Origin of the sequence: Paraburkholderia sp. EB58, assembly GCF_050436665.1 — a bacterium.
GTDB lineage: Bacteria > Pseudomonadota > Gammaproteobacteria > Burkholderiales > Burkholderiaceae > Paraburkholderia.
In genome coordinates this window covers 65,459-90,857 of the sequence record NZ_JBNDMQ010000007.1, presented here as the reverse complement: position 1 = coordinate 90,857, position 25,399 = coordinate 65,459, and the positions used below count along the sequence as shown (strand labels likewise).

The window sequence follows — 25,399 nt, the reverse complement described above, 5'->3', positions numbered from 1 at the left end:
TTCTCTGGTTAAGCAATGGGCATTGAAGAACAACCGGCGCAACTTGAAGACGCCGGATTAGCCGCGCTCGTCGTAATGGCGCGCTTTCATGGTATCGCCACGGATGCGTCGCAATTGAAACATGCGGCCGCAGTGAAGAGCGGCGTATTCTCCGAAATGGAACTCGTGCTGTCGGCGCGCAGCATCGGTCTGAAGGCGCGTGCGCTACCACTTGTCATCGAGCGTCTCAGCAAGACGCCGTTCCCCGCATTGGCACTCGATCGCACCGGCAGACACTTCATTCTGGCGGGTTCAGACGGCAAAACAGCGCTCGTTCTCGAGCCCGGCATGAAAGCGCCAATTACGCGTCCCATTGAGGACGTCGCAGCGCGCTCAAGCGGTCGCATGCTGCTGTTCACCTCCCGCGCATCGATTGCGGGCGAACTGGCGCGCTTCGACTTTTCCTGGTTCATTCCCGCCGTCGTCAAGTATCGCCGCCTGTTGCTGGAAGTGTTGGGCGTCTCCTTGATTCTGCAACTTTTCGGCCTGGTATCGCCGCTGATGTTCCAGGTGGTGATGGACAAGGTTTTGGTCAATCGGACCTACAGTACGCTCAATGTCGTATGCGTCGCGCTACTGGTGAGTTCGGTCTTCGAGGTGCTGCTGACGGGGCTGCGCAACTACGTGTTTGCGCACACCACCAACCGTATCGACGTCGAACTGGGTGCGCGGTTGTTCAGACATCTGGTGACCCTACCGCTCAGCTATTTCGGCGCGCGCCGCGTCGGCGATACGGTCGCGCGGGTCAGAGAACTGGAGAATATCCGCAACTTCCTGACCGGGCAGGCGCTCACCGCGCTGATCGACCTGACGTTCTCGTTTATCTTCCTTGGCGTCATGTGCCTGTATAGCGTGTGGCTGACGCTGATCGTCGCTATCTCGCTGCCGGTCTACGGTGCAATCTCGGCTGGACTCACGCCGGTGTTACGCGCTCGTCTGAACGAAAAGTTCGCACGCGGCGCGGACAACCAGTCGTTTCTCGTCGAGGCGGTATCGGGCGTTGAGACCGTCAAGGCGATGGCGGTCGAGCCGCAGTTCATCAAACGCTGGGAAACTCAACTGGCGGCCTATGTGTCCGCGGGCTTTCGCGTGAGTTCGCTCGGCAATGTCGGCCAGCAACTGATTCAGCTGGTCGGCAAGCTGGTGACGCTATGCACGTTGTTCTTCGGGGCGAACCTGGTGATCGACGGCAAGCTGACCGTCGGCGAACTGATCGCGTTCAACATGATGTCCCAACGCGTCAGCGCTCCTGTGCTGAGGCTTGCGCAGCTCTGGCAGGACTTCCAACAGATCGGCATTTCGATGAGCCGCCTTGGGGATATCCTCAATTCTCGCACCGAGTTGCCGCAAAGCCGCCAGGCGCTTCCGGCGCTCAAGGGCGATATCAGCTTCGACAACATCAGTTTTCGGTATCGCCCCGACGGACCGCCCATTCTCGATGGCGTCGGTTTGAATTTCAGCGCGGGGCAGGTAATTGGCATTGTCGGCCGTTCAGGCTCTGGCAAGAGCACGCTCACCAAACTCCTGCAACGGCTCTACGTGCCAGAGCAGGGGACCGTGCGCATCGACGGCATCGACCTGGCGCTGGCCGATCCTGCGTGGCTGCGCCGGCAGATCGGCGTGGTGCTGCAGGAGAACCTGCTGTTCAACCGCTCCATTCGCGACAACGTCGCGTTGACCGATCCGGGCGCGCCGCTCGCAGCGGTGATCAACGCGGCAAAGCTCGCGGGCGCGCACGAATTCATCTGCGAGTTGCCGGAAGCCTACGACACGATCGTCGGCGAGCACGGCTCGAACCTGTCCGGCGGTCAGCGACAGCGCCTCGCGATTGCACGCGCACTCCTGACCAATCCGCGCGTTCTCGTGTTCGACGAGGCCACCAGCGCGTTGGACTTCGAAACCGAGCGCGTCATCCAGAACAATATGAAAGCGATGTGCGCGGGCCGCACAGTCATCATCATCGCCCACCGGCTGACTGCTGTGCGGCACGCTGACCAGATCGTCGCCATGGACAAAGGCCAGATCGTGGAGCGGGGCACCCATGACGCGCTGTTGCGGCTCGGCCGCTATTACGCCCACCTTGTTTCGCTGCAGGACGGTTGACAATGAAATTTTTGCGATTGCAGGCTGTGCGCGATCTTTTCGCGCGCTATGCCGGCGTATTCCGTAGCGCATGGCGGGTGCGGCATCAGTTCGATTCGCCCGAGCGTGCCGCTCACGAACTCGCGTTTTTGCCCGCGCAACTCGAACTGGTTGAAACACCGGTGCATCCCGCGCCGCGTTGGACCATGCGCATCATCGTCCTGCTGACGTTGCTGGTTTTGTTGATCGCCGTATTCGGCAAGCTCGATATCGTCGTATCGGCGACCGGCAAGTTTGTGCCGGACGCACGCGTCAAGGTCATCCAGCCGGCCATGACGGGCGTGGTCAGGGAGATCCTCGTTCAGGACGGGGAGCAGGTGAAAGCGGGCCAATTGCTGATGAAGCTCGACACGACGCAGGCGTCGGCGGATGCCGATAAAGCCCATTCGTCGAAGCTCGATGCCGAACTGGGCGCCGCACGTGCGAGCGCATTGCTTGCAGCGCAGCGCGACAATCGTCCGCCTGTCGTCACACCGGTCGCGGGCGCGCCGGCGGACCGGATGCAGGAAACGCAGCGTCTCGCTGAAGGCGCGTTCAGCGAATACAAGGACAAGTTCGATAGTGCCCAGGCCGAGCTGTCGAAGCGGGAGGCCGAGCTCGACAGCACGCGGCAGGAAATCGCCAAATTGCAGGCCACCGCTCCGCTCGCCCGTCAGCAGGCAAACGACTACAAATCGCTCGCGGGCGACAAGTATGTCGCCCAGAGCGACTATCTGGACAAGGAGCAGACGGCACTTGGACAGGAGCACGAACTGGCGGCTCAGCAGAGCCACGCGCGCGAACTGGCTGCGGGGATCGCCGAGCAGCGTGCGGACATCGAGTCGGATGCTTCCAAATTCCGTCATGACCAGCTCGACGAGCTGGAGAAAGACACGCAGCAAGACACACAAAGCCGCGATGACGAGACCAAGGCCCAAACGCGCGAGGCTTTGCTCAGCCTGAGTGCACCGGTGTCGGGCACGGTTCAGCAACTGGCTACGCACACTCTCGGGGGCGTCGTGACCACGGCTCAATCGCTGATGGAGATCGTGCCTAACGATACGCTGGAGGTGGAGGCGCAACTTCAGAACAAGGACATCGGCTTTGTGGATGTCGGGCAGGCGGCCGCCGTCAAGGTCGAGGCGTTTCCATACACCCGCTATGGCTATATCACCGGCACCGTCGTATCGGTATCGAACGACGCAGTACAGGACAAGAAGCTCGGCTTGACGTTTCCGGTCCGCATCCGGCTGTCGACCAACCGGATTCGGGTGGAGAAGAAGTGGATCACGTTGACGCCCGGGATGGAAGTCACAGCCGACATCAAGACCGGCAAGCGCAGCGTAGCGGAGTATTTTCTTGGGCCGCTCCTGGAGAGCGCAGAGGAGAGCATGCGTGAGCGCTAGGCCGATCATCGCGACGCTCCTGACGTCGTTCCTCGTTGCGACCTCGCATGTGTATGCGTTCGACGTGCTACGCACCACGAATGGCATTTCGGCAACGGCAGCAGGCGCCATCGTGCCCGACCCGCTCGCGTGTCAGTTTGGCTCGCCCGGTAAGCCGCTGCTACTGGCGGAAGCCGTGCAACGCGCGCTATGCAGCAATCCGAAGACGCGCGAAGCATGGGCGGATGTGAAGGCCCAGGCGGCGGGCCTCGGCGTTGCGCGCGCTGCGTACTTACCCACGCTCTCCGGCACAGCGCAGGTGGTGCGCGATAACTCCGTGACGGACGTGATCGATCATCCGACCTTGAGTTCTGCGCAACTGGCCACGACCAATATGGAGAGCGTGTCGCTGAACTGGACGTTGTACGATTTCGGCGCCCGCGCGGCGGCGGCTCGCAACGCATCGGCGCTGCTGGCGGCAGCGCAGTCGACGCAGAACGCGACGCTTCAGAACCTCTTCGTCGCTGTGGCGAAGGACTACTACGCCGCCCAGGCGGCAGCAGGCGCGCTAGCCGCGGCAGAGGACGTCGAGCGTATGTCTGGCGATAGCGCGAAGGTTGCGTCGGCACGCGTCGACAAAGGCATTGCGCCGATCTCCGATGCGCTGCAGGCGCAGACGGCGTATACGCAAGCCGTCCTTAGTCGCAACAAGGCGCAGGGCGCATGGCAATCGGCCGCGGGGACCTTGGCCTCGGATATGGAGCTGTCGCCGGACGTTCCGATAACGCTGCCCGCCGTGACGGCGGGTGTGCAACCGGACACGGCTTTCACGGAGTCGGTGGGCGAGTTGATCGACGAGGCCACGCACGCCCATCCGTCGGTACTCGCAGCACAGGCCGAGGTGGACGCCGCAGTGGCCAAGGTCGACCAGACGCGCGCTCAAGGCCTGCCCAACATCAGCCTCGTCTCGAAGTACAGCCGGGATAACCAGCCGGCGAGCCTCGGCCTGGGCATTCTGGAATTTCCGGCTACCGGCCACGAATGGTATGTGGGCGTGCAGGTGACGATTCCATTCTTCGAGGGCTTTACCCGCACCTACCAGATTCGCCAGACGCAGGCCCAACTTGAAAAGCAGCGGGACGCTCTCGAAGACGCGCGCCAACAGGTTGGACTGGAGGTCTGGAACAGCTATCAGGCGGTTCAAACCTCGACTGACAGTGTCAAGGACAGCGCGACTCTGCTCGATATCGCGCAACGCTCGTTCACGGCGGCACAACATCGCTATCAGGCGGGCGTCGGCAACATCCTCGAACTGCTCAATGCCCAGACAGCATTAGCCAATGCGCAGCAACAGCGTGTGCAAGCGCTGGCCGACTGGCGAGCGGCGCGCTTGCGGCTCGCCGGAAGTCTGGGTCGTCTCAGTGGCGACGACATGCAATGAAACCCACCAGCCATTTCAATTACATGGTTATGCGAAATATTTTACGACTCGTCATCTGTGTGGCTAGCGTCACGCTGCCTTGCACCTGCTCCTGGGCACAGACCGCGAATGCCGAACCATACGGCACCTGCCACCTGACTAAGGAAGCGACGCTGCCGTTGACGGAAATCGGCGGGCACTACGATGTTCCCGTCGACATCGGTGGCCACACGTTCCTGATGGTGGTCGATTCGGGATCCGAAAATACCGTCCTCACTGCCGAGGCGGCCGACGCGTTTCATCTGGAGTCCGACACGTCGCAAGCCAATGTAATACGTGGCGTGGGCGATATCCGCTCGGTTTATCCGCGCGTGCTGCCGTCACTCAAATTCGGCACAGAGGAGTGGCGGGATACGCGAGTCGACGTCGCGGATCTGTTGAACCCTGCGGAACGGGCTGCGCCCTCGGTTCCGATTGGACTGATCGGCACCCGGATGTTGTCACGTTACGACGTCGAGTTAGATTTTCCCGCGAAGACCATGACGCTCTATACCGCCGAAGGATGCATCGGCCGCTTTGTGCCATGGGTCGGTCGCTACGATGCATACTCGCCGATCGACACGCCGCGGCATCGTTTCATCCTGTCGCTTGCATTGAATGGTCATCCGATCAAGGCCGTGCTCGATACCGGAGCGACACATTCCCTGCTCAAGCATGACGCCATGCTGGCGTCCGGCGTCGACGATACCGCGCTCGCAAGCGATCCGCAATCGTCAGGAACGGGCATATCGGGCAACCGGATCCATCTGTACGTGCATCGCTTCGACAGCCTCCGGCTGGGGACGGCGACTTTCAGGAATGTGCATATCGAAGTCGGCGATGCCGCGCTGAGCGATTCGGACATGCTGCTGGGGATGGATTTCATGAAGTGGCGCCGCGTATGGCTTTCCTACTCGACTGGATGGGTTTTCATGCAATTGGCTTCGGGTCGCGCCGGCGTCGGACCGGTACCGTCTCAGGCGGCCGCTTCGTCTGACCAGCCACTGGATGCGAATGGACAACTCGAAGCGATCAGGCGGACCGGCGACGCTCCAGAGTCCTTGCCGCTTAGCCGGTTGCGGCAGTTTCAAGCCACTCGCACATCACGTATTACCCCAATATCTTTTTACCACCGGGGCGAACCCGATGAGCGAGCGCATGATGGTGCAGGGGGCGTTGCGTGGCGCCCGCTATTGTCTACGCGGTCGTAATGTAGTCGTAATGTAGTCGTAAGGGGATAAGGGCAGGGCCTGAAGTCTTTGCGTGTGCCGCGCGCTGACGGCTAGGATCAGCTCGCGATACGGGCACGCGGCATACTCCGCAAACTCCTGAGCGTCAGCACTGCGAGCGTGCAGGTCACCGTCGCCGTGAACAGATACAGCCCATTTGGACCCGCAAGCGCCATAAGTGCCGAAGCCAGCGTCGGACCGCCGCTGGCACCTAGTGAGAAGATCAGCAGCAGTCCTGCGCTGACCGCAATACGCTGGCCAGCGGGAATGCAGTCGTTGACGTACGACGTCACCACGCCGTACAGCGAAAACACCACGCTGACATACAGATATCCGAGCGCTTCGACCAGCATTCCCCCATGCAGCAGGAACAGCAACGCGCTGCACGCTGCCGCGAGCGCGGTGATCGCCACGATGATGATGCGCCGGTCGAACAGGTCCGCTAGCCGCGCCACCGGCCATTGCGGCAGGAGCGCCGCAAGCAGCGCAAAACCCATGAAGTGGGACACGTCGGTCACCGAATAGCCGAGCTTGCGCATAAACACCGGCTGCATCGAATAGAAACCGCTATTGAGCATACCGGCGGCGAGACAACCGTAGACGCCGAGCGGGGCCCACTTGTAGACAGTACTCAAGCCCGATAGTCCACGCGCAAGCCGCGAACCGCCGCCGCTGCTGCTGCCCGTTTCCACGGGCGCCGTCGGCATGGGCGCATTGCCCGCCAGCGCAACGGGTATCAGCGAGGCCGAAAACAGCGCGCTGACGACGCTGAAAAGCGCGAATCCGGCCGGATCTGCGAGGCCGATCAGGAACTGTCCGGTGCCCACGCCCAGATAGTTCGTGATCAGATACGCGGAGAACACGCGCCCGCGTTGTGCGTTGCTAGCCACCTGATGCAGCCAGCTTTCGACCACCGTAAAAATGCCGACAAGGCAAAAGCCCATCACAAAGCGTAACGCGGCCCACGTCGCGGCCGAACTCCACGCCGCGTAACCGAGCGCGCAGCAGGCCGAGACGGCCGCAAAGGTGACGAAGGCCCGATGATGCCCCACGCGTCCGATCAGCCCGCCGCCCCACAGCGCGCCGACCATAAAGCCGACGTAGTAAGCCGATTGCACCACCCCGACCACCAGCGACGGCGCCTGCTGCTGGATCAGCCGCAGTGAGATCAGCGTGCCGAGCAGGCCGTTGCCGGTGATGAGAATGGCATAGCCGAGCAGCAGGATGGCGGTCGCTTGCATGCTGCTCGACGGCATGGCGGCGTTCGTGGGCGGCACGGGCGGTTGGAGCGTGCCGCCGGGGAGCGGCGCCACCGGGCGGCTGACCGACTCGTTGAGTGTGGGCGTGGGCGGCGTTTCCATCGCTTCATGCTGCGTGGTACCCGCCGACTCGGCCGGTAGACTGGCCGCGTCGCGGAGCCAGGATTCGTTGGCCGGTTTCATCGTGTGCGTGGGGTGCCGTGCATGGTGCGGTGTCTCGACTGTAGTGGCCCCGGGTCGCCAGCGCCCGGCAGCAATACGACACGGCCTTGCGGAGAAGCGACTTCCGGTTGCGCGGAGGCCAACGTGGCCGTCGCAACGGCGCGCAGCACATGTTGGCCCAACTGGGGCAGTCGAAGCAATTACGCCAATGCACAGAATTGACGCGATCGCCTGCGATATTAGGGAATGCCTAATTGAATCGCCGCTGTCCAGCGTCGTAGAATCGTGGCACATCGGTTTGGGGGGCTCCGAGGCATGAGTCTGGCTTCTCGTTACGATTTCCGCGGCGTTAGCCGGCCACGCTCGGCGTGGCCACGCCCCGCGTATTCTCGACCCGCTTCTCGCGAGGAGGCCGGCGGCCGTCGCGGCATTGTCATCAAAGCCGCACCGTGACCCCGCTCATTTCTGTCAAAAGGCTCAGCAAGAGCTTTCCCGGCGTGAGGGCGCTTCACGAAGTCCAGTTCGAACTTGTGGCGGGTGAAGTCCACGCGCTGATGGGCGAGAATGGCGCCGGCAAGTCGACCCTGATGAAAATCCTCGCCGGCGTGTACACGCGGGATTCGGGCGAATTCCTCTGTGACGGCCAGCCAGTCGAGTTCGCGAGCCCGCGCGAGGCGCAGGACATGGGCGTCTGCATCATTCATCAGGAACTCCAGCTGATGAATCATCTGAGCGTCGCCCAGAATATGTTCATTGGCCGCGAACCGCGCGGACGCCTCGGCCTGTTCCTCGACGAAGACAAGCTCAACGCGCAGGCCCACGACATCCTCGCCCGCATGCATGTGAATCTCGACCCGCGCGCCCTGGTCGGAAGCCTCACGGTCGCCAGCCAGCAGATGGTCGAGATCGCCAAAGCTTTGTCGTTCGATTCGCGCGTCCTGATCATGGACGAGCCCACCTCGGCGCTCAACGACGCCGAGATCGCCGAGCTGTTCCGTATCATCCGCGAGCTGAAAAGCCGGGGCGTGGGCATCATCTACATCTCGCACAAGATGGATGAGCTCAAGCAGATCGCCGACCGCGTCACCGTGATGCGCGACGGCGAGTACGTGGCCACCGTCGCCGCCAAAGACACCAGCGTCGAAGCGATCATCGGCATGATGGTCGGACGTACGCTGGCCGACCTCGAGCCGTCCCACAGTGTGGCAGGCGAGGGCGAGGTCGCGCTCGAAGTCAAAAACCTGCAGGCCGGCCCGCTGGTCAGAGATGTGAGCTTTACGCTGCGTAAAGGCGAGATACTGGGCTTTGCCGGCCTGATGGGCGCGGGTCGCACCGAGGTCGCCCGTGCGGTGTTTGGCGCCGATCCGATCGAATCCGGCGAAATCGTCGTGAAAGGCGTCAAGGCGACCATCAGGACGCCGAGCGACGCCGTGGCGCGTGGCATCGGCTACCTCTCGGAAGACCGCAAGCGTTTCGGCCTTGCGACCGGCATGGACGTCGAAGCGAACATCGTGATGTCCAACCTCGGCAAATTTCTCTCGCTCAATTTCTTCTTGCGCCGCAAGCAGATGCGCAAGACCGCCTCCCATTTCATCAAGCTGCTCGCCATCCGCACGCCCTCCGCGGCGCAGCAGGTGCGGCTTCTGTCGGGCGGCAACCAGCAGAAAATCGTCATTGCGAAATGGCTCGAGCGCGACTGCGACGTGCTCTTCTTCGACGAGCCGACGCGCGGCATCGACGTCGGCGCCAAGAGCGAAATCTACAAGCTACTGCGCGCGCTTGCAGGGCAAGGCAAGGCGATCGTCATGATCTCGTCGGAGCTGCCGGAAATCCTGCGCATGAGTGACCGCATCGTAGTCATGTGCGAGGGCCGCATTACCGGCGAACTTTCAGCGGCGGAGGCGACGCAGGAGCGCATCATGCATCTCGCGACGCAGCGCGAAACCCTAAAAGCGGCGTGAGCCTCGAGAGGTTTATTTCATGACACAGCCATCGGATACTTCGGCGCTCGGCAGCAAGGAAAGGCCCTCGGGCCTTAGAGCCCGTCTCTTCAAGCCGGCCGCGCTGCAGAAGCTGCTCGCTTTCGGCAGCCTGATCCTGCTGCTGGTCTTTTTCAGCTTCGCCTCGCCCTCGTTCATGCAAATGGACAACATGCTCGGGATTCTGCAGGCGACGGCGGTCAACGGCGTGCTGGCGATCGCCTGCACGTTTGTCATCATCACCGGCGGCATCGATCTGTCCGTCGGCACGCTGATGACCTTCACGGCGGTCATTTGCGGCGTGTTTCTCACCTATTGGCATTTGCCGATGTGGACCGGCGTGCTGGCGGCGATCGGCACGGGCGCACTATGCGGCAGCATTTCCGGCACCCTCACGGCAAAAATGAAAATCCCGCCGTTCATTGCCACGCTGGGCATGATGATGCTGCTGAAAGGGTTGTCGCTAGTCGTCTCAGCCGACAAGCCGATCTATTTCACCGACACCGACAACTTCTACATGATCTCGCAGGATTCGCTGATCGGTTATGTCCTGCCGAGCGTGCCGATTCCAAACGCGGTCCTGATCCTGTTTTTCCTCGCGGTCGCGAGTTCGATCACGCTCAATCGCACGGCGCTCGGCCGCTACACGTTTGCGCTCGGCAGCAACGAAGAGGCGGTGCGCCTGTCCGGCGTGAATGTCGACCGGTGGAAGATCGCGATTTACAGCCTGGGCGGGGCCATTTGCGGCGTCGCGGGGCTCCTGATCGCCTCGCGTCTGAATTCGGCCCAACCGGCGCTCGGCCAGGGCTATGAACTCGAAGCGATCGCCGCGGTGGTGATTGGCGGCACCTCGTTGAGCGGTGGCTCGGGCACGATTCTCGGCACGATCATCGGCGCTTTCATCATGAGCGTACTGACCAACGGCCTGCGCATCCTGTCCGTCGCTCAGGAGTGGCAGATCGTGGTGACAGGTCTCATCATCATTCTGGCGGTCTATGCGGATATTTTGCGGCGCAAGAAGAGTTGACGTCACGCGGTGAAGGGCAAGGTCAGGATCAGGAACAAAGATCAAGAAAAGGGAGCGCTACAGGCTCCCTCAACGGCTGCAGGTTGATGGCCACCTTAGGAGGAGAGACCTCATGTTGAAAAGAAGACTCATCAGCGTCGTGGTTGGCGTCGGCGCGCTCGTTGGCGGGACCAGTCTGGCGCTTGCGGACGAACCCTATATCCCGCTTATTTCGAAAGGCTTCCAGCATCAGTTCTGGCAGGCGGTGAAAGCCGGTGCGGAACAGTCTGCCAAGGAACATAACGTCAGGATCACCTTCGAGGGCCCGGAAACCGAAGCCATGGTCGATAAGCAGATCGACATGCTCTCGGCCGCGCTCGCCAAGAAGCCGCAGGCGCTCGGCATCGCCGCGCTCGACAGCAAGGCGGCCATTCCGCTTCTGAAGCGCGCACAGTCGCAGAAGATACCCATCATCGCCTTCGACTCGGGTGTCGACAGCAACATTCCGCTGACGACCTGCGCGACGGACAACCTGGCCGCGGCTTCACTCGCCGCCGACAAGATGGCCGAGGCCATCGGCGATTCGGGTGAAGTCGGCTTGATCGTGCACGACCAGACGAGCCGCACCGGCGTCGACCGGCGCGACGGCTTCCTGAACGAGATGAAGGCGAAGCATCCGAACATCAAGATCGTCTCAGTCCAGTATGGCGGCGGCGACCATCTGAAGTCCGCGGAAATCGCCAAGACGATGATCCAGGCCAATCCCAATCTGAAGGGCATTTTCGGCTCGAATGAAGGCTCGGCGGAGGGGGCCGCGATCGGCGTCAAGGAATCGGGCAAGAAGCTCGTCCTGATTGGCTACGACTCCGGCAAGGAGCAAAAGGACGACATCACTTCGGGCCTGATGTACGGTGCCATTACGCAGAACCCGATCGGCATCGGCAAATGCGTGGTCGACTCTGCTGTGAAGGCGCTGAAGGGCGAGACGCTGCCGAAGAAGGTGGACACGGGCTTTTACTGGTACGACAAGTCCAATATCACCGATCCGAAGATCGCCGCCGTGCTTTACGATTGATCGTGTAGCCGCTGGCATGGCGGGAAAGGAAAGGGTCGCGGTGCTTTGCGGCGCCACGGCCCTCGTTGTTTCAGGAAGTCATTGCAAGCCGACGCTGTCCGAGAGGAGGGAGTTCAGATGCCCACGATCACCAGTCTGTCCGTCCGGGACATTCGCTTTCCGACCTCGCGTTCGCTCGACGGCTCCGATGCGATGAACGCCGCGCCGGATTACTCCGCCACCTACGTGACGCTCGAAACCGATTCGCCGCAGTCGCTCACGGGCCATGGCCTGACGTTTACCATCGGGCGCGGCAACGAGATCTGCGTGGCGGCAGTGCAGGCGCTGGCGCCGCTTGTCGTTGGCAAGACCCTCGAGGATATCGCCGCGAATATGGGTGCCTTTTGGCGCGCAATTACTTCGGATAGCCAACTGCGCTGGATCGGCCCGGACAAGGGCGCCATTCATCTGGCGACGGCGGCTGTTGTGAACGCGGTATGGGACCTGTGGGCAAAAGCAGAAGGTAAGCCGGTGTGGAAGCTGCTCGTCGACATGAGCCCCGAAGAGCTCGTGCGTTGCCTCGATTTCCGCTACGTGACCGATGCAATCACGCCGCAGGAAGCCATTGCCATGCTGCACCGCCATGCCAGAACCCGAGGCGAGCGCGAACAGGAAATGCTGGCGCACGGTTATCCGGCCTACACGACCTCGGCCGGCTGGCTTGGCTACGACGACGAGAAGATCCGCCGGCTCGCCCGTGAAGGCGTCGCGCAGGGCTGGACGCACTTCAAGCAGAAGGTGGGCGGCAATCTCGACGAAGATATGCGCCGCGCCCGCATCCTGCGTGAAGAAATCGGCGAAGACCGCAAGCTGATGATGGATGCGAACCAGGTGTGGGATGTCGATGAAGCAGTCGCGAACATGCGGCGTCTCGCCCAATTCGATCCCTGGTGGATCGAGGAACCCACGAGCCCCGATGATGTTCTCGGCCACGCGGCCATCCGCCAGCGGCTTCATCCGATCGGCGTAGCGACGGGGGAGCACTGCCAAAACCGTGTGATGTTCAAGCAGTTGCTGCAGGCGCAGGCCATCGATTTTTGTCAGGTGGATAGCTGCCGTCTAGGCGGTCTGAACGAGGTGATCGTCGTCCTGCTGATGGCGGCGAAGTTTGGCGTGCCCGTGTGCCCGCACGCGGGCGGCGTCGGGTTGTGCGAGTACGTTCAGCATATCTCGCTGTTCGACTATATCTGCGTGTCGGCATCGCTGGACAACCGGGTGCTCGAATACGTTGATCATCTTCATGAACATTTCGTCGATCCGGTCGTGATCCGCAACGGCCGTTATATGCCACCGCAACGCCCCGGCTACAGCATCGAAATGCATGCGGCCTCACTCGATCAGTATCACTTTCCTGCTGGCCCGGCCTGGCAGCCTTAAAGCGGCAGGCGCGAAGCCTCCTCCGGCTTCGCGCCTTATGCGCAATTGCGTTTGTGGCTGTCGAATCTGAAAAAGATAGAGTTCAATTTGAAATTAAATGTTTCATGTCATTAGAATTAATTTTTAACTTCAAATCGCCGCCCAGGGCAAAATTACTAATTGCGATTTTCGCGCGACGTTATTAGTCTCCCATGAGGAAGCGATAATTCCGGTCGTGGTAGATTTGCGACACGCCGGGAGTGTCCCCAATAAACTGCAAGGGCGGTGCGACCCACCACCGGACGAATTGCCTCGCATCTCGTTTCATGAGACGACCCGCTGACAGGCCTGAGCGCTGGACTGTTAAAATTTTGTGAAGAATTATCAGCAAAAACTGGAAGTCTGATTTCCGCGATTATCTCGTTCTGCGCAATTAAACCCAACCCTATACTTCGCTCGGTTTTTTTCACGGCGATCGCCGATCGTCTGGTGAGAAAAAACGAACTTGAAACGGGGTGTGGATTGATCAAGATGCGATATCTGGCTGCTGTGTCGGCCATGCTTGTAGCGGGGGCGGCACACGCTCAGAGCAGCGTGACGCTTTTTGGGCTCATTGATACGGGTGTCGTTTATCAGAACAACGCGCGCGTGAGTGAATCGAGCGGCACGTCGCCTGGCGCAAGCGCCTGGTCGATGCAAAGCGGCAACGTCTTCACGTCGCGTTGGGGCTTGCGCGGCTCGGAAGATCTTGGCGGCGGGCTCTCCGCAGTCTTCTGGCTCGAGAACGGCTTCAACGTCGACAGCGGCGCGCTGAAGAACGGTGGCGACCTGTTCGGCCGGCAAGCGTGGGTGGGTCTGCGTTCCAGCCAGTACGGTACGCTTTCGCTCGGCCGTCAATACGATTTCATGGTCGACTACATCGCCCCGATGAGCGCGACGGGTTCGGGTTTTGGCGGTAACCTGGCCTCCCACGTGTACGACAACGACAACCTGAACAACGATCTGCGTCTGAACAACTCGGTCAAGTTCAGCAGTGCCTCCTTCGGCGGCTTCAAGGCGGGCGCGATGTATGCGTTCTCCGGCGAGGCGGGCGGATTCGCGAACAACAGCGCATACAGCCTGGGCACGAGCTACACGTACGGCCCGTTCAACGTCGCGGCTGCGTACCTGCAGATCAACCGTACCTCCCAGCCTTCGCTCGCGAACGCATCAGGCGCAGTGAGCACGGGTGACGGCGACCAGCTCACGACCGGCGGCAGCCAGCAAATCTACGGCGCGGGTGCTCAATACAAGTTCGGCCAGTCTTCGGTGGGTGTCGTCTGGACCCATTCCGTCACCGACAACGTAACGGGCATCTGGCAAGGCGGCAGCACGTCCACTGGCGCTATCGCCGGCAACTACATCAAGTTCGACAACTTCGAAATCAACGGTCGCTATTTCGTGCGACCGGACATTAGCCTGGGTGCGTCCTACACGTACACGACGGGCGGGTTCGGGGGCGCATCGAAGGGCTTTACGTCGGCCACGCCGCATTGGAACCAGGTGATGGCGCAGGCCGATTACCTGCTTTCGCCGCGCACGGATGTCTACCTGGAAGGCGTCTACCAGCGCGTCGGCGGTGGCAACGGCAATGCTGCGTTCGACGCCAGCGTCTACAGTCTCGATCCCTCGTCGGGTAACTCGCAGGTGGTCGTCGCAGTCGGTATGAAGCATCGCTTCTAATCGGAGAGGGCTCCCGTATTCTGCAGCGCGCCGTAAGGCGTGCTGCAGGTCCGCTAACCCGGCGCTAGTCCCGCCGTGTCTGTTTCCTGCCAGCGTCTGCGTCGCGGCCACGTGGGGTTTGCTATCATGCACTGTATAAACATACAGCCCCCATGAACGCCCGTGGTGACCGATGCTTCCTGACGCGCCCTCCGTCGTTTCCTCCGGATTGCCTTTAATTCCGTCCGGCGGCGCGCCTTTGCCGCCTGCTGCGGCGCCTTACTACCTGCTGAATTTCGAGCGCGCGCTGGCGTGGCTCGACGAACGCTACGACGATGTCTTCGGTGCGGACGAGCGCAGCTTTCTCGGCGCATTCGGCCGCCTGCCGCAGGCCTCGCGGGCGCTGCTCGTGTGTATGCTGATGCGCAAGGGCACGCTGTTCCGGGCCAGCCGCCTGAATTACGACGAGATCGGATGTCCGCTGCAAGCCGCTGCGCCGCTGCTGGCGCTCGGCTGGATCGATCCCGAGCCGCACCTGAGCCTCGAAGAGTTGTTCAGCCTCGCCACCCGGCCCGAACTGCTGCAGATGTTTGCCGGGACGTTTTCCGGGACCCCGGCGCGCAAAGGCGCCCGCAAGTCGGATCTGCTCGACGCGCTGCGTGCCACCCACGAAGGCGTCCGGCCCTACAACGTCTGGGACCCGCAGAGCACCGACCGCGTATTCCACGTCACCGTCGCGCCGTTGTGCGAGCGTCTGCGCCTGATGTTTTTCGGCAATCTGCATCAGGACTGGTCGGAGTTCGTGCTGGCAGATCTCGGTGTGTTCCAGTACGAGACGGTGGCGTTCGCGCCGTCGTCGCGGGCTTTCCAGCAGCGTGCGGACGTGGATCGCTATCTGGCGCTGCACGCCTGCCGTGAAGCGCTCGAGACGCTTGCGGATGGCGAGTCCGTCGACCGGCTGCTGGCGGACATAGCGGCCATCGAAACCGGCAACGCATGGCTCGATACTCGCCGCGCCAAGCTGCTGTTTCGCATCGGCCAGCATTGCGAGCGCCAGCAGGACTGGGATGCGGCGCTGACCGTCTACGCCGGTTGTGCGTGGTCGGGGGCACGGCATCGGCGCATGCGCGTGCTCGAGCGCAGTGGCCGTTTCGAGCACGCTTTGACGCTGGCGTTGCACGCCGCCGATGCACCGGAGGGCGAAGAGGAGCGCCAGCGCGTCGCACGCATGCTGCCGCGGCTGCAGCGCCGTCTGGGTCAGCCGGTTGCGCGGGCGGTGGGCATACGGCCCATCGAGCGTAGCGCGCTGGTTCTGAGCCGGCCCGCAGCGCCATTCACCGTGGAATACGCAGCGCGCGACCATCTAAGCTGCCCGCAGGCGCCGGTTCATTACGTCGAGAATGCGCTGATCAACTCGCTATTCGGTTTGTTGTGCTGGGAGCCGGTGTTTGCGGCGCTTCCTGGCGCGTTCTTCCATCCATTCCAGCGAGGTCCTGCGGATCTGCATGCGCCCGATTTCCATGCGCGCCGCGCCGCCCAGTTCGATGCTTGTCTTGCGCAACTGGACAGCGGTGTGTACCGCGAGACGATCCTGCGGCACCTGGCGAGCAAAGCCGGAGTGCAGTCGCCGTTTGTGTTCTGGGGCGTATTGACGGCCGAACTGGTCACGCAGGCCCTCGACTGCTTGCCGGCCGCGCATCTGAAACTATGGTTTGAACGGTTGCTGCGCGATATCCGCAGCAACCGTTCGGGCTTGCCGGATCTGGTGCGCTTCTGGCCAACCGAGCGGCGCTACGAACTGATCGAGGTGAAGGGACCCGGCGACCGTCTGCAAGACAATCAGATTCGTTGGCTCGAGTACTGCGCGCAGCACGGCATGCCAGTGCGCGTGCTCGACGTGCGCTGGGCCGACGATGCGCTCGGCGCGGGCGCCGAGGTCGCGGCATGACTTACGTCGTGGCGGTGCGGGCGTTGTGCGAGTTCACGGCGCGGCGTGGCGATCTCGACCTGCGCTTCACGCCTGCGCCGACGGCGTCCGAAGGGATCGCCGGACACGCGATCGTCGCCGCGCGCCGCGAGAGCGACTACGAGTCGGAGATCACGCTGGCCGGCACGCATCGCACCCTCAGCGTGCGCGGCAGGGCGGACGGATACGACGGCGTGCTCAACCGGCTGGAGGAGGTCAAGACTTATCGCGGCGACCTCGAGGCCATGCCGGGCAATCACCGTGTGCTGCACTGGGCCCAGGCGCTCGTCTATGGACACCTGCTGTGTCAGACGCGCGGGTTGAAGGAGTTGCACGTCGCGCTGGTGTATTTCGACATTGCGAGCCAGAAGGAAACCGTGCTGACGCAGTTGCATAGCGCGGCTTCACTGGAAGCGTTTTTTGTCGAGCAGTGCGAACGGTTTATCGACTGGGCGATGCAGGAGGAGGCGCACCGCAGCGCCCGCAATGCAGCGTTGAGCACGCTGGCGTTTCCGTACAGTGAGTTTCGCAGCGGGCAGCGCGAACTGGCGGTCTCGGTCTACCGTGCTGCACGTGACGGGCATAATCTGATGGCGCAGGCGCCCACCGGGATCGGCAAGACGCTTGCGACGATCTTTCCGCTGCTGAAGGCCTGCGCGGCAGATCAGATCGAGCGGATTTTCTTTCTGACCGCGAAGACGCCGGGGCGTGCGCTTGCATTGGATGCGATCGAGATGTTGCATGCCAGTGCCAGTGCCAGTGCCAGTGCCAGTGCGAGCGCCGACGCCAACGAAAACGCCAACGCTGTAACGAGCACGCGTGGCCCCACGTCGCCGCTGCCCTTGCGCACGCTCGAGTTAGTAGCGCGTGACAAGGCCTGCGAACATCCCGACAAGGCCTGCCACGGCGACTCCTGTCCACTCGCGCGCGGCTTCTATGACCGCCTCGACGATGCGCGCAGCACGGCATTGTCCGAACACCGCCTAGACCGCGCGGCGGTACGCAAAGCGGCGCTCGTACACGATGTCTGTCCGTACTACTTATCGCAGGAACTGGTGCGCTGGAGCGACATCGTGGTGGGCGACTACAACTACTACTACGACAGCAACGCGTTGCTCTATGCGCTCACGCAAATCAACCAGTGGCGGGTGGCGGTGCTGGTTGACGAGGCGCATAACCTGCTCGACCGGGCGCGGCGGATGTACACGGCGTCGCTGGAGCAAAGCGCATTCAGGGCCGCCCGCAAGAGCGCGCCTGCCGCACTGCGCAAACCGCTCGAGCGGCTGAACCGCGAGTGGAATGCACTCAATCGCACGCAGACCGACGCCTACCAGGTGCACCCGGACGTGCCGCCGCGTTTCCTGAGCGCGGGGCAGAATCTGATCGGCGCAGTCACCGAGCAACTGGCCGAGGCGCCGCTGTCGATCGACGAAGCCCAGTTGCGGTTCTACTTCGATGCGATGCACTTCGTGTCGCTCGCCGAGCAGTTCGGCGAGCACTCGGTGTTTGACACGACGCTTGCGCCGGACCGCTACGTCGCGCGTCAGGTCGGCGGCTCGGAAGCCGGCCGCCACGAAGCCGGCGTCACGAAAAACGCGGGCCTAATGGGCAGTCCAACCCGTCGTCCAAAAGCCGCGTCGACGCTCTGCGTGCGCAACGTGATTCCCGCGCCGTTTCTCGCCCCGCGTTATGCCGCAGCGCGCACGACCGTGATGTTCTCCGGCACGCTCAGTCCGCATCATTTCTACCGCGACACGCTCGGGCTGACAGACGAGACCCGCTGGCTCGACGTCGAGGGACCGTTCCGCGCGGAGCAGTTGAAGGTGCACGTCGCGAGCCACGTGTCGACGCGCTGGCGCGACCGCGAGCGCTCGCTCGTGCCGATCGTCGAGCTGATTGCCCAGCAGTACGCCGCGGAGCCCGGCAACTACCTGGGTTTCCTGAGCAGTTTCGATTATCTGCAGCGCGTGGAGGCGCTAATGCGCGAGCGCTATCCGGAGGTGCCCGTCTGGGCGCAGGAACAAGGCATGGACGAGACGGCGCGCGAGGCTTTTCTCGCGCGCTTTAGAGCGGTGGGCCGCGGAGTGGGATTTGCCGTGCTGGGCGGCGCGTTTTCGGAAGGCGTCGACCTGGTGGGCGAGCAACTGATCGGCGCGTTTATTGCCACGCTCGGTCTGCCGCAGATGAATGACGTTAACGAGCAGATGCGCCGCACTATGGAGGCGAAGTTCGGTAATGGCTACGACTACATGTACCTCTATCCGGGACTGCAGAAGGTCGTCCAGGCGGCAGGGCGGGTGATTCGCACCGAGCAGGACGTGGGCGTCGTGCATCTGATCGACGATCGCTACCGGCGTCCCGAGGTGCGCCGATTGTTGCCGCGCTGGTGGCAGGTGCCGTGAAGCCAGCGCGCGGCCTCTGCGGTCTTTATTCCACCGGCGTAACGGACTTGGCTGCGCAACGCCCAACCCGTCAGCATCGCGCATTACGGGTCGTCAAGCGGCAGGCCGCATCGCGCACCACAGGTTCCTTAAGCGGTAGGTCGCATCGCGCACCACAGGTCCTTAAGCGGCAGGCGGCTTCGCGACGTTGGGCCGTTGAGCGGCTTGCGCTGAGGTAACCGGCGTACCTGTTGCATCTGGCGCATCCGTTGCACCCGGCGCATCCTGAGTCCCCGCACCAGGCACGCCATCGTCCGTTTTCCCACCGGGCATCCGGGAGCCACTCTCGACGAATACGGTGCGCTGCGGATTGGCGATCTGGATGCCGCGCGCCTGAAACAGCTCGGCCACGCGCCGATTGAATTCGCGTTGCACGCCCCAGCGTCCGCTGTCGCGGCACTGGATCTGGCCACTCATCGTGATCGCTGAGCCGTCGACGGAATCGATGCCCCAGTACGCGAAGTCGGACAGGATGCCGTCCTTGAACTGCGGATCGTCGCGCAAGGACGCGCCGATTTCCTTGAGCGTGGCGATCGCGAGGTCGACGTCCTGGCCATAGAGAATGCTGACTTTCACCGCCGCGTTGCCGAGGCCTCGGTTGGTGTTGTTGACCGTCGACACCGAACTGAACGGCACCGTGTACAGCGAGCCGTCGCCGCCGCGCAGGCGCACCGTGCGGATCGACAGATATTCGACAGTGCCCGATACGCCGGCGAGCGTGACCCAGTCGCCCACCTGCATGGCGTTTTCCATCAACAGGAAAATGCCGGTGATGAAATCCTGCACCAGCTTTTGCGAGCCAAAGCCCAGCGCGACGCCAAAGATGCTGGCGCCTGCCAGCAGCGGCCCGACGTTCACGCCGATTTCGGAGAGCCCCGTCAGGATCACGACCAGCGCGATCACGACGAACAGCAGGCTACGCAGCATCGGCAACAAGGTACGCAGCCGCGCGGCGCGCACCAGGTCGCCGGAGGTGGTCCACTGGTGCAGACGTCGTTCGACGGTGACGTTGACCGCTTCCCAGACGAACAGCGCGACAACCGCCGCAACCGCGATGGTGACGAGCGCGGAGGCGAGCCGGTGGCCGATGGTGCCGCTCGCGAACAGCACGCCGACGTTGGCGCCCCAGACCTGCAGCAGCACCAGCGCGGTGACGATGCCGACCAGCCACGACACAATCCGGCGCAGCAGCGGGTAGTAGCGGTAAGCGTGCTGATGAACGAGGGAGTCGCTCGTCTGCGAATCCGGTCCCTGTCCTTGTCCCTGTCCGTCAAAGAGCCGCGCGAGGGCGCCGAAAATCACGATGGAAACGACGCGCGCGCCCACGAGCACCGCGATAGAAATGCCGCCGAGATGCACCAGAGCGTGATAGCCATTGCGTACGTCGAGAGCCCACACGAACCACAGCGCCATCACGACGAACACGCCGATCGTGGCCCATGAGTCGGCCAACGCGTTGCCGATGACCGACAACGACGCGCTGGCGGCACTGCGCGCCCGTATGCGTGTGGCAACCGGGCGGCGGCATTGCAGGATGAGCATTGCGATCATGAGGTGGCCGACCAATGTCACCACTTTCATCAGGGCGAGATGAGCGTCTTCGTTCAGGCCGAGGACCACGGCCGTATCGGCCAGCGCCGAGCCGGCGCCGACCACGCTGACGAAAATCACTGCCCAGCGCTGCGTAAAGGCGGCCCAGGCGGTGCCCATCTGCAGCAGACGCAGGCGTGGCGCGTCGGGCTGCAGAAAGAAGCCGCTGACGATGACGGTCACGCGGCACAGCACATAAATATCGATGATCGAATCGAGCGCGCGGTCCTGCGGCGTGCCTTCGTCCGTGAGGATCGACATCAGCAGGCTCGATGCACCAATGAAGATGCCCAGCGGCACGAATCTGACCACCATGCGCAACGCGGCCCGTGGCAGGCGGCGCATCAAGGAATAGTGGCGGGCAGCGTGGAGTGCGGCATCGCCCGGCGGCGCGGTGCTCGCAGCGGCAGCGGACCCGGCGGCCCTGGCCGGCGGCGTGGCGGTCGAACGAGCGGAGCCGGCGGCGTCCGCTGGCGGCGCGACGGTCGAAGGGGCGGCCCCGGCCGCGGCCAGTTCCTCAGCGGCCGTGATAGCCGATTCGCTGTCGTTATCTACGGTCGCACCCGGTGCAGTGCGGCTAGAGGTGCTGTCCAACGCGGCCGACGCGGCTGGCGTGGCAGGCGCGGCCTGGGCCTCGGCCTCGGCAGCGGCCGCCAACGTTGCTTCCGACGGTTCGTCGAAGAACAGTTCGCGCGGATCGATGTTGCGGCGTATCGCGAGCGCGGTAATCGCGCGGCGCAGCAGACGGCGCGCCAGCCATTCCAGCGCCAGCGCGGGCAGCAACGCGCCAAGCACTGACAACAGAATATTGCCCAGCACCGCGCGCTGCTGCGGGCTGCTCAGCAGATTGCTCCACCATCCGCGTACGGACGACACGTCCAGCAGGGCCGCCAACGAGTGGCGCAGCGCACCGGCAACCTGGACCGCTCCATGCGCGCCCTGGCGTGCCAGTTGAGAGGCGAGACCGTTCGACTCGAGCGCCGCGTGCACGGCAGCCGCCGGGCCACTTGCCGGCGCCGGCGCCGAAGCGGCGGTCGGCGCGGAAGCGGCGGTCGGCGCGGAAGCCGGTGGCGCGCTAAGGGCGCCGGCCGCGGCGATCGCATGCAGGGTGTCCTGGACCTGCGCGCGTCGCTGTGGATCGTTGAGGACCGCCAGCGCCTGCCGGGCCTGGTCGGGCGTAAGCGTAACGGCCGGGGCGGCTGCGGGCTGCGTTGAGGCGGCGAATGCCGGCGCGGCGAGCAAGATCAATAACCAGACGACAAGTAGTTTGCGCATAGGGGATAGGCGGGACGGCTGCGATGAGCGGCGCCGTCCGGATGCAGGTCAATTCGACCGAAAAATTCGAACTATAAGACGACAGCGGCCTTGCTACGCAAGTTCCGCACAATGGGGACCGATTGGGGATAAATCAGTCTTGTAGGGCGTGCGTCGGTGAATCGTAAGCACGAGCACCACGACGATTATGCACGCTCGGTCATTTGCGCGGCTGGATCGTCGCGACCGCTACGGTTGCCCCCGCCAGCGCGCACACGGCCGACACCAGCGCGACCGCGCGCAGCGCTGCGCCGAGCGCGTCGGCCTGCGCGCGGGCAAGCGCCGGTTGCGCGGCCGATTGAAGCTGCGGCGACGCTTGCAGGGTGTCCTGTCCGCCAGACGCAGCGACGGTGCCTTGCGTGGCAGGGGCACTGAGCCGCGCGGCCAGCGCCGCGTCATGCGACCACACAAACACAATGCCGAGTACCGCAACGGCGAGCAGACTCGCGACCCGGGCGACCGCGTTGTTGATGCCTGACGCCACACCGGTGCGCTCGGACGAGACGGCGGCCATGACCGTCGTCGTCAAGGGCGCGACGGTGATGGTCATGCCTAACCCGAGCACGGTCAGTGCCGGAAAGAATCCCGTCCAGTAGCCTGTGCGCGCCCACGGCAAGGCAAGCATCGCAAACCCGGCCGCGGCGACGAGCGGGCCGGCCGTCAACAGCGCCCGTGCGCCGTACCGGTTGGTCAGATTGCCGGTGAAGCGGGACAGCAGTCCGATCGTGACCGGCATCGGCAGCAGCGAGGCCCCCGCGGCGGTAGCGCTATAGCCATAAGCGCGAATCAGCGTAAAGGGCAGAAAGAACAGCGCGCCGCCGAGGCCAAAGTAGAGCAGCAAGGTCACCAGATTGGCGCCGACGAAATCGCGCGAACCAAACAGATCGAGCGGCACCATCGGACTGCGGCTCTTTGCTTCAATCACAATGAACCCGGCCAGCACCACCATGCCCGTGCCGATCAGACCCAGCACTCGCGGATCGGCGAAGCCGCGCGTGGAGGCTATCGTCAGACCATAGGTGAGGGCGCCGAGGCCCACCGCGGCGGCCGCCGCTCCAAGCCAGTCGAGCTGCTCCGGCGAGCCGGACTTGCGGCTGTCGGGCACTGACGCGAGAGCCAGCGCGACGGTCGCACAGGCAATCGGCACGTTGAGAAAGAAGATCGCCCGCCACGAAAACGTATCGACCAGCCAGCCGCCCGCCACGGGCCCAACAGCGGAGGTAATCGCGCCGACCCCCGCCCAGGTGCCTATCGCCTTGCCGCGCTCGTTCTCGTCGAACACGGCGCCGATAATCGCCAGACTGCTCGGCACCAGCAGCGCCGCGCCGATTCCCTGCACGGCCCGTGCGGCGATCAGGACGCCCGCTTGCGGCGCGAAACCGCAGCCGATTGACGCCAGCGTAAAGACGCCGATACCGGTGACAAAAATTGTCCGCCGGCCCAGCTTGTCGCCGAGCGAGCCGCCCACCAGCACCAGCGCGCCGAGAAACAGCAGATACGCGTTGACGACCCACTGGATCGCGGCGACGCTCGCACCGAGCCCGGCCTGGATCGACGGTAGAGCGACATTGACGACCGAGCCGTCGATGAACGCCATGCTCGAGCCGAGAATCGTCGCCGCGAGCGCGAGCCGCTTATGACGGCAGGCACGCCCGAGCGCGAACGGCTGCGCGCCGATGACGAGTTCATCGCAGGGGCTCGCCTGAGCGGCGACGACGTGAGATACCCGTGCGGGTATCCGGGGAAGCTGCGGACCGGTCAAACCCACTCCTGCGCGAATGATCTCTGTGCAGCATAGCAATGCCATGCCGTGAGCGATAGGCGCCTGGCCAAGCGGCCAAGGCGCATCCACCGGCTCGAGCGTGCGTGTACGAGGGCGTATTCGTCCGGCGAATCCAGGCGTGTTTGCTTGCATTGCATGTTGTCATGTACGCATGCCATCATCGACCCAAAACGGGGCGCCACGCTGTCACGTCAGGCCTTCAAACGCCGCCAACCGCCTCCCGAGGCCGACGTTTCGCCGCCGATGCGCCCGTACATGCCGACGATTCCGTCGCGAGGCGGGCGCGGCTGCGCTGCACAACCGGAGAAGCACCATGGTCAACGAGGCACCGAGTGACACTCCCGGCGGGACGCCCGAGCAGCCGGACTGCTCGGATATTCCTGGCCAGATCGTGTTTGTCCTGCAGGGCGGCGGTGCCCTGGGGGCTTATCAGGCCGGCGTGTACGAAGCGCTGCATGAAGCGAAGGTGGAACCTGACTGGGTGATCGGCACCTCGATCGGCGCCATCAACGGCGCGATCATCGCCGGCAACCCGCGCGAACAGCGCATCGAAAGGCTCAAGCAGTTCTGGGAGCTGGTCGCGTATCAGGGCAGTGCGACGGCCGGCCTGTTGCCTCTGCTCGACGACTGGCTGCGCAACGTGTCGATCATGACGCGCGGAATTCCGGCATTCTTTGCGCCACGCCTCGGTACCTTGTTAGGCATGCATAGCGATGGCGGCGTAGCGCCTGCTGCGTTCTATTCGACCGAGCCGCTGCGTCAAACGCTTCTGTCGCTGATCGATTTCGGCTACCTGAACGGCAAACAGACGCGCTTGACCGTCGGCGCCGTGAACGTTCGCAGTGGCCGCATGCGCTACTTCACGAACCGCGATGCGCCGCTCGACGTCGATCACGTGATGGCCTCAGCCGCCTTTCCGCCTGGCTTTCCCGCGGTGCGGCTGGAGGACGAGGCATGGTGGGACGGCGGCATCTACTCCAACACGCCGCTCGAAGCGGTGCTCGACGATCATCCGCGGCGTGACTCGGTGATTTTTGCGGTGCAGTTGTGGCCGGCGCATGGCCGGGAGCCCAAGTCGATCTTGCAGGCGATGAGCCGGCAACGCGACATCCAGTATTCAAGCCGTGCTGAAAGCCATCTCGAGCGGCAGAAACAGATTCACCGCCTGCGCCACGTGATTCGTGAATTGGAACAGTACATTCCCGAGGAGCAGCGTGATGCGGCCGAGGTCAGGGAATTGCTCGGCTGGGGCTGTGGCACGACCATGCAGGTGATCGAACTCGACGCGCCACGCCTCGCGGGCGAGGATCTGCATAAGGACATCGATTTCTCGTCGAGCGGCATCAAGCGGCGCTGGGCGGCCGGTTATGAAGATACCGCGCGCATGCTGGAGAAGACGCCGTGGCGTGAGCGGCCCGATCCGATGGAGGGCATTGCTGTTTACCGGTCGGATCCGGAGGCCAATCCAGGCGCGGCCTGAGCCGCGGGGCGGCTG

The 25,399-nt window shown here is 63.4% G+C and carries 15 protein-coding genes; 12 read left to right on the top strand and 3 right to left on the bottom strand.

Features of this window, described 5'->3' with window-relative positions; translation table 11 throughout:
* The first annotated feature begins 15 nt into the window (after positions 1–15).
* The 4 genes from P3T40_RS12500 to P3T40_RS12485 are packed head-to-tail and all read left to right on the top strand — an operon-like array spanning position 16 to position 6,215.
* Complete coding sequence (locus P3T40_RS12500) at positions 16–2,142, top strand: type I secretion system permease/ATPase (RefSeq protein WP_429268005.1); 2,127 nt, start codon at positions 16–18, stop codon at positions 2,140–2,142.
* A 2-nt stretch (positions 2,143–2,144) separates the two neighbouring features.
* Positions 2,145–3,566 carry an HlyD family type I secretion periplasmic adaptor subunit gene (locus tag P3T40_RS12495; RefSeq protein ID WP_429268004.1) on the top strand — a complete coding sequence of 474 codons (1,422 nt, stop codon included), beginning with the start codon at positions 2,145–2,147 and terminating at the stop codon, positions 3,564–3,566.
* The gene (locus P3T40_RS12490; RefSeq protein ID WP_429268003.1) at positions 3,556–4,986 is read left to right on the top strand and encodes a TolC family protein; all 1,431 of its coding nucleotides are present in this window, start codon (positions 3,556–3,558) and stop codon (positions 4,984–4,986) included. The genes P3T40_RS12495 and P3T40_RS12490 overlap by 11 nt, the downstream gene beginning before the upstream one ends.
* Positions 4,983–6,215 (top strand): aspartyl protease family protein, encoded by a 1,233-nt coding sequence (locus tag P3T40_RS12485; protein WP_429268002.1) that lies wholly within the window; start codon positions 4,983–4,985, stop codon positions 6,213–6,215. Before P3T40_RS12490 ends, P3T40_RS12485 begins: the two co-directional genes overlap by 4 nt.
* A gap of 77 nt (positions 6,216–6,292) precedes the next feature.
* Here the strand turns inward: P3T40_RS12485 and P3T40_RS12480 are convergent, their stop codons facing one another.
* Complete coding sequence (locus P3T40_RS12480) at positions 6,293–7,675, bottom strand: MFS transporter (protein WP_429268001.1); 1,383 nt, start codon at positions 7,673–7,675, stop codon at positions 6,293–6,295.
* A gap of 428 nt (positions 7,676–8,103) precedes the next feature.
* On the opposite strand from P3T40_RS12480, the gene P3T40_RS12475 reads away from it, so the two are divergent.
* The 7 genes from P3T40_RS12475 to P3T40_RS12445 all read left to right on the top strand — a co-directional run bounded on the left by P3T40_RS12475 (position 8,104) and on the right by P3T40_RS12445 (position 19,178).
* The gene (locus P3T40_RS12475; RefSeq protein WP_429268000.1) at positions 8,104–9,615 is read left to right on the top strand and encodes a sugar ABC transporter ATP-binding protein; all 1,512 of its coding nucleotides are present in this window, start codon (positions 8,104–8,106) and stop codon (positions 9,613–9,615) included.
* A 19-nt stretch (positions 9,616–9,634) separates the two neighbouring features.
* A complete protein-coding gene (locus P3T40_RS12470) occupies positions 9,635–10,660 on the top strand; it encodes an ABC transporter permease (protein WP_429267999.1) in 1,026 nt (341 codons plus the stop codon).
* 112 nt (positions 10,661–10,772) lie between these two features.
* Entirely contained in the window at positions 10,773–11,714 is a 942-nt protein-coding gene (locus P3T40_RS12465) for an ABC transporter substrate-binding protein (RefSeq protein ID WP_429267998.1), read from the top strand.
* A gap of 117 nt (positions 11,715–11,831) precedes the next feature.
* Positions 11,832–13,130 (top strand): L-fuconate dehydratase, encoded by a 1,299-nt coding sequence (locus P3T40_RS12460; RefSeq protein ID WP_429267997.1) that lies wholly within the window; start codon positions 11,832–11,834, stop codon positions 13,128–13,130.
* Between the two features lie 510 nt (positions 13,131–13,640).
* Positions 13,641–14,831, top strand: coding sequence for a porin (locus tag P3T40_RS12455; protein ID WP_429268191.1), 1,191 nt, complete (start codon positions 13,641–13,643; stop codon positions 14,829–14,831).
* A 172-nt stretch (positions 14,832–15,003) separates the two neighbouring features.
* Positions 15,004–16,758 carry a VRR-NUC domain-containing protein gene (locus P3T40_RS12450; protein ID WP_429267996.1) on the top strand — a complete coding sequence of 585 codons (1,755 nt, stop codon included), beginning with the start codon at positions 15,004–15,006 and terminating at the stop codon, positions 16,756–16,758.
* Positions 16,755–19,178, top strand: coding sequence for a helicase C-terminal domain-containing protein (locus P3T40_RS12445; RefSeq protein WP_429267995.1), 2,424 nt, complete (start codon positions 16,755–16,757; stop codon positions 19,176–19,178). Before P3T40_RS12450 ends, P3T40_RS12445 begins: the two co-directional genes overlap by 4 nt.
* Positions 19,179–19,340: 162 nt before the next feature.
* Here the strand turns inward: P3T40_RS12445 and P3T40_RS12440 are convergent, their stop codons facing one another.
* Together P3T40_RS12440 and P3T40_RS12435 are read right to left on the bottom strand one after the other, a co-directional pair.
* On the bottom strand, positions 19,341–22,082 hold the full coding sequence (locus P3T40_RS12440) for a mechanosensitive ion channel family protein (protein WP_429267994.1): 2,742 nt from the start codon (positions 22,080–22,082) through the stop codon (positions 19,341–19,343).
* Between the two features lie 199 nt (positions 22,083–22,281).
* Positions 22,282–23,883, bottom strand: a complete 1,602-nt coding sequence (locus tag P3T40_RS12435) for an MFS transporter (protein ID WP_429267993.1) — start codon at positions 23,881–23,883, stop codon at positions 22,282–22,284.
* Between the two features lie 334 nt (positions 23,884–24,217).
* On the opposite strand from P3T40_RS12435, the gene P3T40_RS12430 reads away from it, so the two are divergent.
* Entirely contained in the window at positions 24,218–25,384 is a 1,167-nt protein-coding gene (locus P3T40_RS12430; protein ID WP_429267992.1) for a patatin-like phospholipase family protein, read from the top strand.
* Positions 25,385–25,399 lie beyond the last annotated feature (15 nt).